This window comes from Humisphaera borealis (genome assembly GCF_015169395.1).
In the GTDB taxonomy this organism is placed as follows: Bacteria; Planctomycetota; Phycisphaerae; order Tepidisphaerales; family Tepidisphaeraceae; genus Humisphaera; species Humisphaera borealis.
Window position 1 is genome coordinate 969,911 of sequence record NZ_CP063458.1, and the last position, 18,795, is coordinate 988,705.

Below are 18,795 nucleotides of genomic sequence, written 5' to 3' on the forward strand. Positions count from 1 at the left end.
CTGAATTTCCGTAGCTACTCAAATCGCTTACGTCCATGCCGACCGACCCGAACGACCCGCAATCCCTCCCCCGCACGACGGCCGTCATCGACGAATGGGCCGCGACCGGTCATCACATCGGTGCGCAGGTCTATGTCTCGATCGATGCGAAACCGATCGCCGACTTCGCACTCGGTCTGGCCCGGCCGGCAATCGGCGATGCCGCACCTGTGCCGATGACGCGGGATACCCTCATGCTCTGGCTGTCGGCCAGTAAGCCGTTCGCGGCGGTCGCGCTGGCCCAGCTTCGCGAGAAAGCGTTGCTCGACTTTGACGACCCCGTCGTCAAGTTCATCCCCGAGTTTGCCGCCCACGGCAAAGACCGCATCACCCTCACACACCTTCTGACCCACACGGCAGGGCTTCGCTTTATTGAGCTCGGCTGGCCGGAAACGCCTTGGGATCAGATCGTCGCGACGATCTGTGCCGCCCAGATCGAGCCCGGCTGGATCGTCGGCGAGAAAGCCGGCTACAGCCCGTTTGCAAGCTGGTTCATCCTGGCCGAGGTGGTGCAGCGCCTGGACCCCGGTCGCAGAACCTATTCCGACTACTGTCGCGACGAGATCTTTCTTCCCCTGCGCATGACCGACACCTGGCTGGCAATGCCGCCGGAGCGTTACCGTGACTACGGCGATCGAATCGGCGTGATGATGAACACCTACAAGAAGCCGATGGAGCCGGCGGGGCTCGATACGGAGGTCGCCGCTGCCAACTGTCGTCCCAGCGGCGGCGGACGCGGCCCGGCCTGGCAGCTCGGCCGGTTCTACGAAGGGCTTCTGTCGTCCGCCATTCTTCAGCCTGCGTCGCTCGAAAAGCTCATCACGCCACACCGGGTCGGCCTGTTCGATCACACGTTCCGCAGCACGATGGACTGGAGCCTGGGGTTCAATACCAATTCGTCCCGATACGGCCCCGACACCGTCCCTTACGGCTACGGCACCAGCGCCGGCCCCCGCGCTTTCGGCCATGGCGGCGCGCAGAGCACCTGCGCCTTCGCCGACCCCGACCGTGGCCTGGTCGCGGTCATCACCTGGAACGGTCAATGCGGGGAACCGTCACATCATCGAAGACTGAAAGCGACATTGGTCGCGTTAGAGAACGACATCGGCTGAAGCGTGTCCGGTCGCGGCACTTGACGCGAAAGGCGCGGCAGTCATTCACATCCGATCAGCGCCCAGTCCTGTCGATTGTGCGCCTTTCTACCGCACGGTACACTCGCGCAGTCAGTGCCAGAGGGAGCATGTTTTGCGGAGGTGGGCGTCCACCGCGGTTCTCTCCATTGGCGACGAGCTTGGCATCGTAAAATCAACAGGACGATGATTCTTCGGCGGTGGTGTTTCCCATCCGTTCCCCAAGGGTTGTTTGAATCGAGCAGATATGGCCACGGAAGAACATCTCGACACCCAGAACCGATCAACCTCAACTGAGCAGCCTATCTCTGTCGTCGTTCCGTGCTTCAACGAAAAAGACGTCATTCGTGTCACTCACCAACGCCTGTCCAGCACGTTAAGCGAGATCGGACATGCGTTCGAGATCATCTACGTGGACGACGGCAGCCGCGACACGACTCTCGAGATCCTGCGCGAGATGCAGTTGGCGGACTCGAATGTGAGGGTCGTGGCACTTTCGCGAAACTTTGGCCACCAGGTCGCGGTTACGGCGGGGGTATCCAACGCGCGCGGGGAGGCGGTTATTCTCATTGACGCGGATCTACAGGATCCTCCCGAGGTCATCGTCGAGATGGTGCGCCTTTGGCGTACCGGTGTGGATGTCGCCTATGGCCAGCGAACCGACCGACCAGGCGAAACCGCATTTAAGCGATTTACTGCGAAACTCTTCTACCGTCTGATTAACCGCATGTCTGACGTGTCGATACCGGTCGATACGGGGGATTTCAGGCTCATGAGTCGTCGCGTTGTCGATGCGCTATTGTCGATGCCGGAGCGAGATCGCTTCGTTCGCGGAATGGTCAGTTGGGTGGGATTTCGCCAGGTCGCCGTCCCATACCGGCGGGAACCGCGCTTCGCAGGCGAAAGCAAATACCCAATCCTGAAGATGGTGCGTTTCGCGACCGATGGCCTGCTGTCGTTTTCACTAACACCCTTGCGCGTTTCGACAGGGATAGGCTTTGCTGCGGCCGTGCTTGCAGCTTTCGGCATTCTCTACGCATTGATCCTGAGGCTATTCACCAACGTATGGGTCAGCGGATGGACGCTGCTGTTCATTGCGGTGCTCTTCTTCAGTGGTGTCCAACTTCTGTCGGTGGGCATCATCGGCGAGTATCTCGGGCGAGTGTATCGCGAAGTCAAACGCCGGCCGCTGTTTCTGGTCGGCGAGAGGCTTGGTTTCGACCCCGATAGCCACGCCAACACGTCGCGGCAGGCTACCGTGGCCTCGCGTCAGGAACATGCGATCGACACGCGCCAGAGCTGATCGATGGTGAGCAGGTTGGGCTAGAAAGCATTCGCTGCCGAGACGTAATCACCCAATACATCTGAGATGACCTTATGAACTCTATCGACCGCGGATCAGGTGATCCGGTAGTTGTAATCGGCGGGGGGTTTTCCGGACTTTCCGCAGCATTGGAATTGGCCAAATCTGGAATTCCCGTCACTGTGCTGGAGGCCGACAGCACTCCCGCGGGACTTGCCGGCACGTTTGACGTCAATGGGCAGCGCGTCGAGAAGTTCTACCATCACTGGTTCACGAATGACGCACACATCATCGATCTGGTTAACGAACTGGGCGTCACCGATCAGGTCATCCATCGCCCGACGAGAACAGGGCTCTACTTCGCAAACACGACTTTTCGCCTCAGTCGTCCTCTGGACGTTCTAAAGTTCAAGCCGCTCGCAATGATCGATCGAATTCGCCTCGGCTTGCTCGTTCTCAAGGCGAGGAAAGTGAAAGACTGGCGGCAACTCGAAGGCGTTACCGCTGCTGAATGGCTTATTCAGTTGGCCGGACCGAAGGTTTACGAGGTGGTTTGGGAACCGCTGCTCAAGGGGAAGTTCGGATCGGTGGCCGACGAGATTTCCGCAGTATGGTTTTGGAACAAGCTCAAGCTGCGGGGGGGCAGCAGAGGCAAAGGGGGGGGCGAAGTGCTGGCTTACTACCGGGGCGGGTTCGCTGCACTTGCCGATCGGATGGCCGAACGCATCATCCAACTTGGTGGGCATGTCGAGTGTAATGCCCGAGTCACCGGAATCACTTCCGCAGGCGGCGCTGTAACCGGCGTCGTTGCGGGCGATCGAGTGTTTCCCGCCCGCGCGGTCATCGCGACGCCGGCGCTGCCCATTATTGCCGACTTGTTGAAAGGTCATGTCGCTGAGGCCTTCTCCGCGAGCCTCGGGAAGATCCGCTATCTCGCGAATATCTGCCTGGTGCTCGGCTTGGACAGAAGTCTGTCAGACACCTACTGGCTGAATGTGAACGACCCCCAATTCCCTTACGTCGGCGTGATCGAGCACACCAACTTCGAGCCAGCGGCGAGCTACGGGGGGCGACACATTGTCTATCTTTCGAAGTATTTGCCCGAGGATGCAGAGCTTTACCGCATGCGTGATGCCGACGTGCTCGCCTTCAGCCTGCCCCATCTGAAGCGGATGTTTCCTAAGTTCGACAAAAGTTGGGTGAAGGAACATCACGTGTGGCGAGCCCGATATGCACAGCCGATCGTCGAACGGCACTATGGCGCCATGATTCCCCCGGCCGGCACACCCTTGTCGGGCTTCCACATCGCAACAATGGCGCAGGTGTACCCGGAAGACCGGGGAACAAACTACGCAGTCCGGGAAGGCCGAGCGATCGGCAGAGACGTTGCGAGAAGTCTGGGAGAAAGTCCTCGGTGACGCACGGCCAGTACCCTCTGGATCCAGAGTCGCTTGTCCATCTGCCGGTAACGAGGGAAACAATGCCGCAAGCCGCCGAGATTAGCGTCGCCGAAACTGACGTCGAGAAGCCTGCCCCTCCTGACTCCAGGCCCGGATGGAATTGGTTTCTGCTTCTGGCCGTTGTTTGGCTGGCCGTAAATCTGCTGACCGCCGACCGCAGCCCGTCCGTTTGGCAGGATGAGGTCTCTTATTCCGACCCCGGCATCAATCTGGCGACAGGCCGAGGGTGGACGTCCACAGCGTGGCCATTTCAGTCACGCGATGAGTTCTTCTGTTCCAATGTCCCGCTGCACCCGCTCGCGCTGGCCGGCTGGGTACGGATCTTCGGCTGGAGCCCGACGGCGGTCCGCTCCCTGAACTATGCATTCGTGCTGCTCGCGGCGGCCGTCCTTTGGCAATCGCTCTATCGGTCGGGAATCGTGAGATCGATAGGAGCGCGCCTCGGGACGACCGCTTTGCTGTTCGGCACGGTCGGAATGGCGTTCTGCTTCCGCAGCGGACGTCCGGACATGATCGCATTTGTCCTGATTGCCATCATTTTCTCGATCGCCGTCGCAGATCGGGACCGGCTGTCACCGCTGCGTATGCTCGTCGCATCTGTATTGATCCCGCTGGCCGCGCTCCAAGCGTTGCCTTATGTCGCGTTCCTGGGAATCGTCGGGTTTCTCGCCAACAGAAGGTATTTCTTTAGAGTTGCGCTGGTCGGCGCCGGGTGCGTGCTTGGCCTTGGCGGATGGTTTGCGTTTCTCCAGTCGAAAGGGCTCTGGCCACGGTTCTGGGGTGCCGTAACTGGCGCGTCCCATAGCGGCGGCGGTATCACGACGCGGATCGCAGAGGCGATTGCCGGAGTCACGGAGGACGCGAGCGCACACGTGCTGGCTGCCGCACTGATCGTCTTTCTGATTCTTCGGCTGCGACATATGGGGCTGGCCGGCCTGAAGCTGCGCGAGCCCGCGGTCGTGGGCCTCGTCCTCGGGCTTGGCGTGCCCGCGTTCGTCGGCTTTGCCGGAAAGTTTCCCATCTACTACGCATGGATGAAACTGGCGCCGATGGCAGTGTGTGTTATGGCGGCGTGGGAACGGGAATGCGCCACGCCGCGTTCACGCCAGTGGTTGTCGCACGCGACGGTTGCATTTGCGCTGCTCGCCGCGGCCGCATGGCCCCTACGGATGGCCGTCACCGTATGGGAGTGGCGTCAGCGAGACTACGCCCCGGTACAAGCCTTCTGCACGGCACAGGTCACTCCCGCCGACTACGTGGTCTGCGACTACCAGGCTTATTATCCCGTCAAGCGCCAGGCCGCGATGACGTTTGTCTACAACTATATTCCGGCCATGAGCAAGGCGGATAAGGCAGCAGCGACCGTATTGATCATCGATCCGAAGGACGCCGCTGAGGTCATTGCAGGAATCGGTGGCACTTGGACACTGACGGCTGAGTACAGGAACGACACAAGGTCCGGGCAGGCGGTTCAAGGCGTTGCCAAGCTCTACAAGCTCAGCGTATATCGCCGTGCTTAACCATGCAGGTTGAGAGCGATCCGCGGGACTCGAGCACCCTGGTGAACAGGGACAGGAAAGTCACCTGTCATGGCATCACTGGCTCGGCCGGGCGTCGCCGCGCGGTGAGGAAGCGCGGCAGATCACCGCCGACTGGCCGGTTCCGGGGATTCGCGAGGTCATCCAATCTGAACGCTAAATGCAAGGGCGGTGATCCGCCGTCGTCCACCCCATTTTCGCCGGCACTATAGAGCACGGGATCGGTTCCGGTTCGATATCGGACAGGCGAAGCGACCGATAGCGCATCAATCATCCGACGGAGGGGCATTGTTCACCGCCGTCCGCGGCTTTCGCGGCTGTAGCCGCAGATTCGCGGCGATGTCATACTTCTGCCTTTCTGCACGAGGACTATCCGGATCCCTTTCGCGGCCTTCGTCATCTTCGCCGTCCCGGGCAACGCTGTAGATCATGGGACGGTCTCCTGTCGCAACATACCGAAGGCGAGCGCCGCGCGTCATGGGGTCTGTAGGTAGAAGGGTGAGGAACGACGGCAAAAGTTCATCCAGTGATTCAGGGAGCCGGCCCTGCTTTATCTCGTACCATCTCACCGCCAGAGCGACCGCTGCGACACGACCGTTGGCGATTGCTTCGAAGTGTTGTTCTGCGACACTCGTTACGTTTGGAAGCAACATGGCGAGAAGAACTGACTCGTCGATTTCAGGCGGTTGGGCGGGCAGGTTGGCCTTCATATCCAGTACATTGCCGTGAGTCGCCGCCGATCGCGCTGATTGCATGTAACGGATGAAAGCACGGCCGGATGCGCCGTGATCTTCCGGAAACAATCGCGTCCGTACCGCGTTCAGCACACCGGTCCGCTTACGCTCAAACTCCTCCGGATTTGGGTAAGTCAGCGCAGATTCCGTCACGCCGATTTGCATAACGAGTTCGCTATCGATCGCGCGACGCAATCCGATGGCTGTTTGTGATTCGTCGAGTAGCAACGCGATCAGCGCCCTGACCTGGGCTGCGCCTGCTTCCCCTTTGCCATCTCCGATCGCCAACGCCGGCAAAAATGACATCAGTGTCTGGCATGCCGAAGTACGTGCACTGTTGGCAATCAGATGGCCAACGAACGTCGGCGAGTATTCTAGCTTGTCTGCGATCATGACGATCGCATGTACCCTCTCGATAGCAGCGTCGTACCGCTGATTGGATGCATCAACAAGTGCTTCGCCCCGCAACTGGCTGATGAGATTCCGCATTTGAAGAAGGTGCGGAAGAAGCGTGTCCAAAAGCTGAGGCTGATACTGAATCTGCCAATCCAGGCCTGCTTTGGACAAAGCATTCGCGACCAGTCGATCCACCTCCAGACGATCTGCCAAGAGCGGTTCCAACGACTTTTTCTCGTCGTTCCGCAAGGGAAAGCCGAGTTCGAGCTTTCCCCAAGCGTCTTCCTCTCGATCGTACTGCGTTGCTTTTGCGGCAGCGAGCAGGTCGACCGCGGCGTTGTTCTCGATCGGGACGGGCGTCAGACGCAGGTCCGCAGTGGATACTGCCTGGCCAAGCGATCGCAATTCTTCAACCTGCACGCGAAAGAGTTCGGCGGACCTGGCGAGTTGATAGCGGTGCAGTGCTGGCGGCACTAATACAAGCCCTGCAAGGAGGAGGACCAACAGAAGGGCACCAATCCATCGCTTGCGGTTTCGTTTCGACATGGCGACCTCCCAAGTACTTCAGGCGGGGGTCCACGGTCACCCCTTGCCCCAGTTCCCCGCTCATCATACCCTCTGCCCACCCATGAGCATCCTCGTCAACAAGGACACGAAAGTCATCTGTCAAGGCATCACCGGCTCGGCCGGGGCATTCCATACCAAAGGGTGCCTCGACTACGGCACCAAGATGGTAGGCGGCGTCACGCCCGGCAAGGGCGGGCAGAAGGACGCCAACGGCCTGCCGATCTTCGACACCGTCCACCAGGCCGTGAAGGCGACCGGGGCCGACGCGACAATGATATTTGTTCCGCCGCCGTTCGCGGCCGACGCGATCATGGAAGCCGCCGACGCCGGCATCCGCGTGATCGTCGCGATCACCGAGGGCATCCCCGTCCTCGACATGGTCAAGGCCAAGACCTTTCTCGACGGCTACCCGCAGTCGGTGCTCATCGGACCGAACTGCCCCGGCGTCATCACGCCCGGCGAGTGCAAGATCGGCATCATGCCCGGCTACATCCACCTGCCGGCCAAGCAGGCCAAGAGCGGCAAGAAGGTCGGCATCATCTCGCGCTCCGGCACGCTGACGTACGAAGCGGTGTGGCAGTGCGCCAGCCGCAACATCGGCCAGACGACGGCCGTCGGCATCGGCGGCGACCCGATCAAGGGGCTGAACTACATCGAACTGCTGGGCATGTTCCAGAACGACCCGGAGACCGACGCGATCGTGATGATCGGTGAGATCGGCGGCAGCGACGAGAGCGAGGCCGCCGCCTGGGCCAAGAAGAACGTGACCAAGCCGATGGTGGCATTCATCGCCGGCCGGACCGCGCCGCCGGGTAAGCGCATGGGCCACGCCGGCGCGATCATCAGCGGCGGCGAAGACACGGCCGAGGCCAAGACTGCGGCCCTGACAGCAGCCGGCATCACCGTCGCCGAGAGCCCGGCGACCATCGGCGAAGAGATGGCGAAGCTGCTTGGCGTGAAGGGTTAAGCCGTTCTAAGCGGTCGTTGTCCCACCGAAGTACAATCCACCCCCGGCCGAACCGCTGAGCAGCCGTTCGGCCGGTTTGCTGCGCAGCAGCCCTCGCCACTGCAATGCGAACAGGATCAGAAGGCACAGCACTGCCGCGTTGATGTGCGTCGCGGCGACGAGATCGACATTCAGGTAGAGGATCAACCAGAGTACGACTCCCGGCCCGACGATCGACCGGGTCCAACCGAGCCCCGACAGCAACGCCACGGGGATCACCATCAGCAGCAGGTCGTAGTCCATGAAGTAGGGGGCGCACAACGGCATCGCGGTGAACGCAAGTGCGATGACGCGCTGACGATTGGCGGAGGGGGCGACGGCGTTTGATGACCCGGCGGTGTGGCATCGCACCCGCCAGGCGGCCCAACCGACCAGTAGCACGATCGCGACCGATACGACATGGCCGACGACGACCGCGACGCGCGACTCCACGCCGAGGAGTGCCCGCAGCGCAGCAGTCGGCGTCATCTGCCGGCCCCAGTTGTATCCCGGGTGAAGCTGCAACAGCCCGGCCTGCTGCGGAACCTGGGTGAGGAACTGCCACGTCAGGCCCGGCGAGAGCAACTCGCCGGCGGCCAGCAGCGCGAGCGATGTGAGCAGCATGCCCGCCAGGGCGCGACGCCCTTCGAGCATCCAGAGGGCAATGCCGACGGTGATCGCGAGTTGCGGCTTGAGCGACAGCAGTCCGATCAGCATTCCGGCGATCAGGACGTACCCGCGACGCCAGGCAACGAGAGCCGCCGTGAGGATGGCGAGGGAGATGAATGTGTTCTGCTGGTGCTCGACTGCGAGCAGAAACGGACAGCTCGTGATCGCCGCAATTCCAAGGAGCAGTGCCGGCCGCCGGTCAGGAATCCATCGGAGAATGATGCCCAGTGCGGCTGTCGCCAGGGCGGCGTTCAGGCCGATCCAGACGAGCAGGGCTGCGCGGTAGGGCATCAGCGCGAGCGGCGCAAACACGGCGGCGAAACCCGGCGGGTTGATCCACAGCGACTGCGAGACCTCGTTCGTCAGGTTCTGCTGGTCGATGATCGGCCGGGCCGTCGCGCGGATGACCTCGGCGTCGTACATCGCGCCTGCGCGTCCCTCGACGACCAGTCGCCCGGCGACGTAGGTGGGCAAAAGGTCGTGGCCGAATGTGAGCGGCTTCGCGCGGTCCAATACCCCGGCGGCGACGGCCATCGGGATGGCGATGGACGCTGCTGCCAATGAAAGCATCGTAGCGCGACCCAGGAAGGAGCAGCGACGGTGCGGTGTTGGAGCGTCCGTTGATTGGGTGGCATGGGCAAGCGTACTCGCTTGCCCGTGATCGTTCGGCGATCGCGCGAACCACGGGCCTGCGCCGAGGTTTCGCAGTGACCCAAAGAATCGCGCCGACATCAGCAGCACAATCACACTGACGCCTGTCGCGTCGGCAACGGCAGCGTTGAAATACATCCAGGCGTAGACGGCAGCCCACCCGGCGATCAGCCAGCGGTCGCCGGGCTGTCGGCCGGCTTGCATTCGTTCCGCTGCCAGCAGCACCGCCGGCACCGTCAGCAGGAGCAGGTCGTAGTCCATGTAGTAGGGCATCAGCAGCGGTGATGCTGCGATGGTCGCGGCGAGCAGGCTGTCGCGCGATCGACTCGAGGTCCTCTTCGTGACGCTTCGTGCCCTTTGTGCCTTCGTGGTGAATACGCTTAGCGTGAACGCTTTGCAGAGCGGGCCGACCAGCATCGCTGCGACAACAACAGCGCCAATCATCCAGAGCACGGTGACGATCGCCGGATTCGGCCCGCCCGTGCGGCCGGTGATGAGCAGTCGCCAGAAGCCGAGGAACGTCGTCTGCCGTTCCCACGGGTAGGGGCGATCGGTTCGCAGATAGGGGAGCAGGCCGGGAAGCTTGTGGAGGTAATCGCCGATCGCTCCGGGCATGAAGGCGAGCGTCGCGGCCAGAAGAACAGCCGACGTGACGATCATCCCCGCGATCGCCCGGCGGCCGAGCGTGCACACCAGCGCGCCGCAGACGATAACGGCCAGTTGCGGCTTGAACAGCAGCAGTGCACCCACGGCGCCGGCGGCGAAGGCGCGGTCGGATCGGGCTAGCGTGATCGCGCTGCAGAGAATCAGCAGCGACAGAAACGTGTTCTGCTGGCACGCCATCGCCTGCAAGGCGGGCATCGAGACGACGACCAGGGCGGCGATGATCGCGCCGTCCCTCGGTCGGCGTTTATCCGCCGGCAGCATGCGGTAGAGCAGCACGATGGCCGCCGAGAGTATCAGCAGGTTCGCGGCGAACCAGGTCCACAGCGCCGCTCTATACGGCAACGCCGACAGCGGAACGAACATCGCGGCGTAGAATGGCGGATTGAGCCAGGGGCCGGTTCGGCCGTGCTGTTCGAGGCCCGCCTGAACTCGCAGTTGCGATTGGAATCGCTCGGCGGCGGGATAGTCGGTCAGCAGTTCGGTGCGGCCTTCACGAACGAAAGTGCCGGCCATGTAAGACGGCACCAGGTCATCGCCGAAGAGGTGCGCAAATGGCGAAGTCTCCGGCCCGCCCAGGTGCAACGCAGCGGCGATGGAAATCACCAGCACTACCATCGCAAACGCCGCCAGTTGCAGGCGGTCGCGCAGGGTGCGAGGTTGACGGGTGGTCAGCACAACGGATCGAAGGTAGGGGCATTGCGCGTATCAGGCCGCACGGGCGAACGTCGGTCGTTCCTGTGGTTCCTGCATCGCGGCGGTGGCTTCAGTTATCGATCGCTTCGGCCACGCCACGGAGCACATCAGCACCGCCAGCACCGGCACCACGGGGTTGACGCGGGTGTGCTCGGCGAAGTCCGCGTTGATCAGCAGGATCGCGTACACCATCGGAGCCAGGACCAGCGTCGCCCGGTCGAGCGATCGACTGCCGGTGATGGTGCCGTCGGTCATCTTCATCGCCGCCAGCAGGACCGCCGGCACGGCGAGCATGAGCAGGTCGTAATCGAAGTAGAACGGCATCACGAGCGGGGTCGCCAGGAACGTGGCGGCGATCAGGCGGTCGCGATTCACCGGGGATTTTCGATCGGTCGTGTCGAACGGGTTCAGGACCTTCGCCGCCGGCGTCAGTCGCAGCAGCAGCACGGCGATTGCCGCGGTGCAGATGGCCGTCAGAAGCGTCGTCATCGCACTGGGCGGGCCGATCTCGGTCCCCTGCAGCAGCAGTCGCCAGAAGGCTTTAAGGGTGGCGTGGCGTTCCCACAGGTAGACGCTTTGTTCCTGCACGAACCGCACGTTCTGCGGCATGCGGCTGAGGAAGTCGCCGAGCGCACCTGGAAGGGTTAACAGGGTGACGGCTAGCAGCGAAGCACCGGTGATCGCCATTCCCAGCATCGCCCGCCAGCCGAGGGCGAGGGTCATCATCCCGCCGAGCACGACGGCGTGCTGCGGTTTGTACGCCATCAGCCCGGCGACGACGCCCGCAAGGATCGGCCGATCCGCACGCCACGCGGTGACGGCGAGCGTGACGATGAGCAGCGACGTGCACGCATTCTGGCCGTGCGACAGGGCGTGAATGAACGGGATCGACAGCACCATCAGTGCCGGCACCAGTGCCCAGGTCCGCCAACCGGAACCGGCGGGCAGCATGCGAACGAGCAGCCAGCAACTGACGGCGGCACAGAGGGCATTGAACGCCACCCAGACCGCCGTCGCCGTGCCGAACGACAGCTTCGCGAGCGGCGCAAAGACCCACGCGTAGAACGGCGGATTCCACCAGGGGCCCAGCGCGTGGCCGAGGTTCACGCCGTTCTTCGCGGCGATCTCGTCCTGGTACGCCTTGACGGCCTTGAGGTCGAACAGGTCGCGATGACGTCCCTCGGCAACGAAGTGGCCGCCGGTGTAGAACGCGATAAAGTCGAGCGCGATGACGTCGCCGGACGTCTTCGCGGCGGGGGGGGCTGCGGCGCGCCGGGCGGCTTCCATGCCGGCGACGATCGCCAGGAACAGCGCGACACCCGCGACGAGCAGCCAGAGGCGTCTTCGGTACGAACTGCGGCGTAAAGCCGGAAACATGAGGGTGGGTGCAGTATCGATGTTCACGACATCGGATGTTTATGACGGGTGGGTTAGATGTACGGGTAAGGATTAACCGAAAGTTCAAGCGATCGATTCTACGTTCCGCGTGAACGTTCCTCACGATACGACTCTGAGCGAGTTAGCTCCTGAAGCAGCCACTCACTGAAGTGCGACGCGACGCGCTCGATGGGACCCATCCCCTCAACGCATTGGAAAACCGCAGGATCTTCACCGTCCTCAGTTAGGAAGAAGTGGCAGGCAAAGCCTTGATGTACCAGGAATACAAACGCGTCTTGGGGGAGTTCGACCTTCTCATGCGAGGCAATTCTCTCCCCCGCACGCTGCAAATCTGCGAGATCGTCGTCAATCGAGTAATGGGATCCCGCTAACGCCTCGCACTCGTACCCGGCGATGCGGAGGAACGCCCGATAAGCCGCTGGGAACACTACGCCAAGCTGCTGCTCCAAATCACGAACGCTCCATTCGTCACAAGGTGACCCGCTCAGACCGCGCGCCGTAAACACTGTGACAAAGGAGTCGGTGACAGGATCGGTCATAGCAGGGCCTCATTGCTACCCTCATTCGCTGCATCGTCATTTCGAGGAGATCGGCATCGCTGGGAGTGCGTTCATCCGGACATCCTGCTCCGACGACAGGTCGCTCAATACCCGCCCGTCCTTCATGCGAACTACGCGCTTGGCATGCCGTGCCACGTCGGGCTCGTGCGTGACCATGATGATCGTCTGGCCCGAGCGGTGCAGGTCTTCGAAGAGCGCTAGGATCTCATCGCTCGTTCGGCTGTCGAGGTTGCCGGTCGGTTCGTCGGCGAGCAGGATCGCCGGGTCGTTGATCAGCGCCCGCGCGATCGCCACCCTCTGCCGCTGACCGCCGGATAGCTGGTTGGGCCGGTGCTTCATGCGATCGGCAAGGCGGACCTTGGTCAGCGCGGCCCTGGCGCGGGCCGACCGCCCCCACCAGCCGGTGCGGCTGTAGAGCAGGGGAAGCTCGACATTCTTCAGCGCCGTCAGACGGGGCATCAGTTCGAAGCTCTGGAAGATGAAGCCGATGCGGTCATTGCGAACGCGGGCGAGTGCCGCAGCGCCCATGCGGGTGACGTCATTGCCGTCGAGCTCGTAGGTGCCGTGCGTCGGGCGGTCGAGGCAGCCGAGGATGTTCATCAGCGTGCTCTTGCCCGAGCCGCTGGTGCCCATGATCGCGACGTACTCGTTCTGCTCGACAGTCAGACTGACACCATCGAGGGCGCGGATCTGCTCCTCGCCGACGACGTAGTGCTTGTGGATGTCGGTCAGGCGGATGACGGGCACGGTTAAGTCGTAAGGATGACGGATGAAGGGTGAAGGATGAACAGGGACGACGTTTCGGGTCGCGTGGATGGGACGGTTGCGGGCATCGTTGCGGGATTCGTCGTCGGCAGGGTCGCCGGCATGATCGCGGGAATCTTGGGAGCGACGTCCTGCTTCTTGACCTCCTGCCCGTTGGTCATCGTATCGAGCGCCTTGTAAGGGCCGCTGATGATCAGGTCGCCGGCTTTCAGCCCCGACAGGATCAGCGTGTGCGTCTCATCGCTCGCCCCTGGCTTCACGGGGGTCGCGACGGCCTTGCCGTTGACGTATCGGTAGACGATCGCGACGAACGCCTTGTCCTTCTCGATCTCCGGCGCGTTCTTCGCCTCGGCAGGCAACTGATCCACCGGCCGGCCGAGCACCGACTGGCTCGGCACACGAATGCCGCTGTGCCGGTTGGTTTCGATGTCGGCGTCGGCGTTGAGGCCGGTCGGGATGCGCCGTCCGTCGGTCTTCAGCAGGATCTTCGCCTCGTAATAGTTCGCGCCTTCGGTGGTGCGCGAATTGGAAGCCGTCGGATCGGCCTTGGCGAGCGCGACGGATTCGACCGTGCCTTCGAACGTCTCGTCCCGGTACGCCTGGATGCGGACGGTCGCCTTCTGCCCCGGTTTGACGGCGGCGATGTTGGCTTCGTCGATCCGCGCGACCATCAGCATCTGCGACAGGTCGGCGACTTCCATGATCGTCGACCCGACGCTGCCCTGAATGCCCGGCACCACCTGCTCGCCAACTTCCGCTTTCAGCTTCGTGATCACGCCGTCGATCGGCGACGTGATGACGGTATACGCCAGTTCGTCGCGGGCCTTGGCGATGTCGGCGTCGGACGCTTCCTGCTGGTGCAGCAGCACCTGAAGGTTCTGCTCCTCGGATTTCAGTGTCTCCTGCGCACCCAGGTATTGGGCAAGGATGTCTTCGTAATGGGCCTGTGCGGTGTCGGCTTCCGACTGCGAGATATCCTTCGTTATCGCCAGCTCGCGCTTCTTGTTCATGTCGCGCTGGGCATCGGCCAGTTGCGCCTTGGTCCCATTGAGCTGTGCCCGCTGGGCGGCGATCCGCAGTTCGTTCACCTTCAATTGGGCCGCCTGCGCCTTGGATCGCGCTTCGGCCGACCGCAACGCCGACTCCAGGTCCTTCGCATCCAGCCGCACCAGGAGCTGATCCTGGCTGGGCTGCGTTGTGCCCGGCGGGGTTCGTCGGACGGTGTCACCCTGGATGTGCGGCAGTTCGGCGATTCGCGCCGCCACGCGCGAGCTGATCGACACCTTCGTCCGCGGCTGGATTTCCCCGGGCACGCTGATCATCTCGACCAGCGGGCCCGACACGACCGGCTCCACCCGGACCGTCTCCTGGCCGGTGTCGTTGGCCATCGCGTTGCGACTGATGACCATGCCGACGCCCACCAGGGTTCCGACCACCAGCAGGACGCACACAATGACTATGATGGCGATCTTCAATGGGGTGCTCACAAACTCCGCGACCACGACCCTCCCCGGCGCTCACCGGCGATTGCGTCCACCGTGAGTGACCGGAACATGCCGGGAGTTTAACCGGAGCGGCGTTCATTTCTTCTCCGGCGTCTCCGATTTAGGCGTTTCCGATTTTGCGGCGTCTGGCTTGGGCGCATCCTTTGGCGCGTCCGGCTTCACTTCATCCTTTGGTTTCTCCTAGTCCTTCTTCGCGTCTTTCGCAGGACCGTCCTTTGCGGGCTCGTCACGCAGCGGCACCTTGAGCTCGTCGAGCGCCTTCTCGCGGCGCTGCTCCATCTCCTTCAACTGCTTCTGCTGCACGTCCTGCTGTTTCGCCCGCAGCTGCTCGATCTGCTCGATAATCTTCGCCCTGTGCTCGGCGGGAATGTTGGGGTCTTCCTGCAGCTTCTCCAGCACCTTCTCCATCGCCTTCACCTGCGCTTCGGCGACCTTCTGTTCAACCTGAACACCGCCGGCGAAACCCCGGGGATTTCCGCCGTTGATGAAGACCTGGCCCTGAAATCCGGCATTGCCCCCCAGCTGGATGGTGAACGCGCCGCCCGGCCCGCCGTTGTTGTACTTCTCGTAAAGCGCGAACGCCTCCGGGTTTTCCTTCTTCAGCTCGTCGGCGTCCTTGGCTCTGTAGGTTTCGGTGACGGGCTTGTCGTCTTCAACGCCGGTCACGTCGAGGACGATGCCCTCGGGCCCCTGGCGGATCTTGATCTTGTAGCCGTTGTCGTCGACATCGACATTCCGCTGCCCGTTCACCATCGACACGCTGACGCTCTGGCGATGGGCGTTGCCGTCCTTCGCCGGGGCGGCGGGGGGGAGACGACGCTCGGCCTTGCGGATCAGGCTGCGCACCCGGGCGCGAACCTCGGGGTCGTCGGCGTCCTTCGATTGCTTGAGTGTCGGCACGGCCGACTTGCCCAGCTCCAGCAGCTTCTTCGAAGCCGCTTCGCGTATTGCCGGTTCACCGCTCCCGAGCTGGTCGATCAGCGCCACCACGGCCGGGTCCACCGGCTGCGGCTTTTCCGCTGCCGGCTGCACGTCCGGCGCCGGGGCGGCAGGGGCCTTGTCCACGTCTGCCGCCCGCACCCCGGCGGTCGCGAGGCCCAGGAGTGTGAAACCCGTCAACGCCAATCGAAACGTGCGCATGTTCGTTCCTTTCTGATCTAGATATTCGGGAGCACTGCCGATCGGCAATGCCGTGCCATCTAGGACGCTTCCCGACGCAATTTCCAACAGCGCCATGCAATTGATTGCCCGAGGCACACAGCGTCGCGATCGCAGCCGGCCGGCGCGGCGGAATGGGTCTCGATTCGGTGGCCAGATTTAATAGGATTCTGACCGAAATCCTGATGGCCTATCGACAAAAGCGACGCTAGTGTACCACGCCCGGTCGCGGAGCGGCCGGCATTCTCAGTGAAGCCCCTCGGCACGGAGCCCAATTGCAGTTCCAGAACCGGTCGCAGACGACCGCCCTTCAACCCACAGTCGAGCAACTGGAATCGCGGCGGCTTTGCGCCGTGAATCCCACCGTGGTGGACGTCGCGGTCTACTACACGCCCGCCGCCCGCAACAGCGTCGGCGGGGTCGAGAACCTTTCGCATCGTCTCGATCGCGCGATCGCCGATACCAACGTCATCCTCGCCAACAGCCGCATCGACGCGACCGTCCGCCTCGTCTGGTTCGGCGAGACCTCGTACAAGGAATCCGGCACCCTCGCGACCGATCTCGGCCGGCTGCAGAACCCTGCCGACGGATACCTCGATGCGGTGCATGCCCAACGCACCAGCCGCGGGGCCGACCTGGTTCATCTGCTGGTCGCCGACGGCGACGACGGCGGCCGGGCCTACCAGTTGGACGACCCCTCCAAGTCCTGGTCGGAGTTCGGTTTCGCCGTCTCGCAGGCACGCTATACCAATATCGAGTACATCTTCGCCCACGAGACCATGCACAACAGCGGTGCCGGTCACGATGACACCGACACCGGCAAACGCCAGATCCCTTACGCTTACGGCCTGGGCGTCAAGACCGGCACGCAGACCGTTCACACCCTGATGGGACCGGGCACCCGACTGCCGTACCTGTCGAGTCCGGACCTGAGCTGGCGTGGCCAGCCCCTCGGTATCGCGGCGGGTTCGACGCAGGCGGCGCGTCTCGGACACGCGGCCGACAACGCCCGCGTGGTTCGCGAGTTCCTGCCCCGCGTCGCCGCTCACCGCTCCACCTTCGTCACCGACGCCACGCCGCCCGCCGCCCGCCTGATACAGTCCTGGGTCGATAGCTCCGGCAAAACACTCAGCATCCAGGTGGCACTGGCCGACGATTCGGCGATCAACGTCAGCACGCTCGGCAACACCGACCTGCGAATCACCGGGCCCAACGGCTTCAGCAAGGCCGCCACCTTTGCCGCCGTCGATCGCGCCACCAACGGGTCGCAGCGACTCGCCCGCTACAAGGTAGACCTGACCGGCTACCCCGCCGACCCCGCGCTCTATACCGCCACCCTCAACAGCGGGCAGATCGCCGACATTGGCGGTCGCACGGTCGCCGGGGGCACGCTCGGGCTTTCAGGGGGCGTTACCCGCTTCGGCGACCGCGCGGGGCCCAATCTGCAGACGTCCCTCGAACTGGGCGCCGTCGACGGCATGAGCCGCGTCATCACCGACGGCATCGGCGACGTCGATCCCCTCAACTTCTACCGGTTCTCGCTCAAGACCGCCGGCACGATCACTGCCCGCCTCGCCGGCCTCTCCGACAACGCGAACCTCTTCCTGGTGAAGGACACCGACGCCAACGGCGAAGTCGATTCCGGCGAAATGCTGGCATCGAGCACCAACGCCGGCACGTCGGTCGAGCAGGTCAGCCGGTCGCTGTCGGCGGGGGTGTATTACCTCTGGGTCACGCCCGCCGGCGGGGCGGTCACGAATTACACCCTGTCGCTCAAGGCAACAGCCGCTGGTCCGGGGTCGCCCCCCAGCCAACCCCCGCCCACGGTCAATGGCAGCATCCGCGGGCTCGCCTGGCGCGACAACAATGCCAACGGCGTGCAGGACAGCTGGGAAATCGGCCTGTCCGGGTGGTCCGTGTATGCCGACGTCAACGGCAACGGCGTCTACGACTCGGCCGACGCCCGCGCGACGACCGATTCGACCGGTGCCTACACGCTGACCAGCCTGCCGCCCGCAAACTACACCGTTCGTTCGATCGATCAGTCCGGCTATCGCCGAACCACACCGGCTTCGACCAGCGTCGCCGTCGCGGCGGGGCAGTCGGTTATTGGCATCAACTTCGGGCATACGCCTCGCGTGCTAATCAGCGGCGTCGTCTACACCGACACCAACCGCAATCAGGTCCGCGACGCCGCCGAAACCGGGCAGGGGGGCTGGACCGTCTATCGCGATGCCAACAATAACAGTCGGTTCGACGCCGGCGAATCCGCCTCGGTCACCGATGCCTCCGGCTACTGGTCCATCAAAGACGCACTGCCCGGAACGTTCGTCGTGCGACTGATCGCCCGCCCCGGCTACAGCAGTGCCCCCGGCGGCTGGACGCTCGACCTCACGTCCGGACAAACATCCACCGGAAGAAACTTCGGCGTTCGAGCCGGGGCCTGACGGGCGACCCGGAGAACACGAAGGCGCGAAGGCACGAAGAAGGCACGAAGAAAAAGCCAGGCTTTGTCTGAAAACCTGATTGGTGTGCCATGCCCACGCCTGGATATCACTTTTGAATCGAGAGAGGCTCT

At 63.1% G+C, this 18,795-nt stretch carries 13 protein-coding genes; 6 read left to right on the forward strand and 7 right to left on the reverse strand.

The genetic code is table 11. The annotated features are described in order from the left end of the window. Window positions 1-35 precede the first annotated feature (35 nt). The 4 genes from IPV69_RS03665 to IPV69_RS03680 all read left to right on the forward strand — a co-directional run bounded on the left by IPV69_RS03665 (window position 36) and on the right by IPV69_RS03680 (window position 5,452). Window positions 36-1,151: a serine hydrolase domain-containing protein gene (locus tag IPV69_RS03665; protein ID WP_206293558.1), complete on the forward strand. Its 1,116-nt coding sequence runs from the start codon at window positions 36-38 to the stop codon at window positions 1,149-1,151. Window positions 1,152-1,416: 265 nt separating this feature from the next. Further along, a complete protein-coding gene (locus IPV69_RS03670; RefSeq protein WP_206293559.1) occupies window positions 1,417-2,472 on the forward strand; it encodes a glycosyltransferase family 2 protein in 1,056 nt (351 codons plus the stop codon). 74 nt (window positions 2,473-2,546) lie between these two features. Next, window positions 2,547-3,890, forward strand: a complete 1,344-nt coding sequence (locus IPV69_RS03675) for an NAD(P)/FAD-dependent oxidoreductase (protein ID WP_206293560.1) — start codon at window positions 2,547-2,549, stop codon at window positions 3,888-3,890. 62 nt (window positions 3,891-3,952) lie between these two features. Beyond that, window positions 3,953-5,452, forward strand: coding sequence for a hypothetical protein (locus tag IPV69_RS03680; RefSeq protein ID WP_206293561.1), 1,500 nt, complete (start codon window positions 3,953-3,955; stop codon window positions 5,450-5,452). Window positions 5,453-5,736: 284 nt separating this feature from the next. On the opposite strand, the gene IPV69_RS03685 is transcribed toward IPV69_RS03680, so the two are convergent. Then, window positions 5,737-7,146, reverse strand: a complete 1,410-nt coding sequence (locus IPV69_RS03685; protein ID WP_206293562.1) for a hypothetical protein — start codon at window positions 7,144-7,146, stop codon at window positions 5,737-5,739. Between the two features lie 82 nt (window positions 7,147-7,228). Here IPV69_RS03685 and sucD point away from each other — a divergent pair, with 82 nt between their 5' ends. Then, window positions 7,229-8,134 (forward strand): succinate--CoA ligase subunit alpha, encoded by a 906-nt coding sequence (gene sucD, locus IPV69_RS03690; RefSeq protein ID WP_206293563.1) that lies wholly within the window; start codon window positions 7,229-7,231, stop codon window positions 8,132-8,134. A 6-nt stretch (window positions 8,135-8,140) separates the two neighbouring features. Here sucD and IPV69_RS03695 read toward each other — a convergent pair whose 3' ends face one another. From IPV69_RS03695 to IPV69_RS03720, 6 genes are all read right to left on the reverse strand, one after another. Then, entirely contained in the window at window positions 8,141-10,813 is a 2,673-nt protein-coding gene (locus tag IPV69_RS03695; RefSeq protein ID WP_206293564.1) for a glycosyltransferase family 87 protein, read from the reverse strand. Window positions 10,814-10,843: 30 nt separating this feature from the next. Then, window positions 10,844-12,235 carry a glycosyltransferase family 87 protein gene (locus IPV69_RS03700; protein WP_206293565.1) on the reverse strand — a complete coding sequence of 464 codons (1,392 nt, stop codon included), beginning with the start codon at window positions 12,233-12,235 and terminating at the stop codon, window positions 10,844-10,846. 71 nt (window positions 12,236-12,306) lie between these two features. Next, complete coding sequence (locus tag IPV69_RS03705; protein WP_206293566.1) at window positions 12,307-12,768, reverse strand: SMI1/KNR4 family protein; 462 nt, start codon at window positions 12,766-12,768, stop codon at window positions 12,307-12,309. Between the two features lie 36 nt (window positions 12,769-12,804). Continuing rightward, window positions 12,805-13,536, reverse strand: a complete 732-nt coding sequence (locus IPV69_RS03710; protein WP_206293567.1) for an ABC transporter ATP-binding protein — start codon at window positions 13,534-13,536, stop codon at window positions 12,805-12,807. A gap of 2 nt (window positions 13,537-13,538) precedes the next feature. Then, the gene (locus tag IPV69_RS03715; RefSeq protein WP_206293568.1) at window positions 13,539-15,041 is read right to left on the reverse strand and encodes an efflux RND transporter periplasmic adaptor subunit; all 1,503 of its coding nucleotides are present in this window, start codon (window positions 15,039-15,041) and stop codon (window positions 13,539-13,541) included. A 198-nt stretch (window positions 15,042-15,239) separates the two neighbouring features. Next, window positions 15,240-16,199 (reverse strand): OmpH family outer membrane protein, encoded by a 960-nt coding sequence (locus tag IPV69_RS03720; RefSeq protein ID WP_206293569.1) that lies wholly within the window; start codon window positions 16,197-16,199, stop codon window positions 15,240-15,242. A gap of 293 nt (window positions 16,200-16,492) precedes the next feature. Between IPV69_RS03720 and IPV69_RS03725 the strand changes: the two genes are divergently transcribed. After that, entirely contained in the window at window positions 16,493-18,664 is a 2,172-nt protein-coding gene (locus tag IPV69_RS03725) for an SdrD B-like domain-containing protein (protein ID WP_206293570.1), read from the forward strand. Window positions 18,665-18,795: the final 131 nt, after the last annotated feature.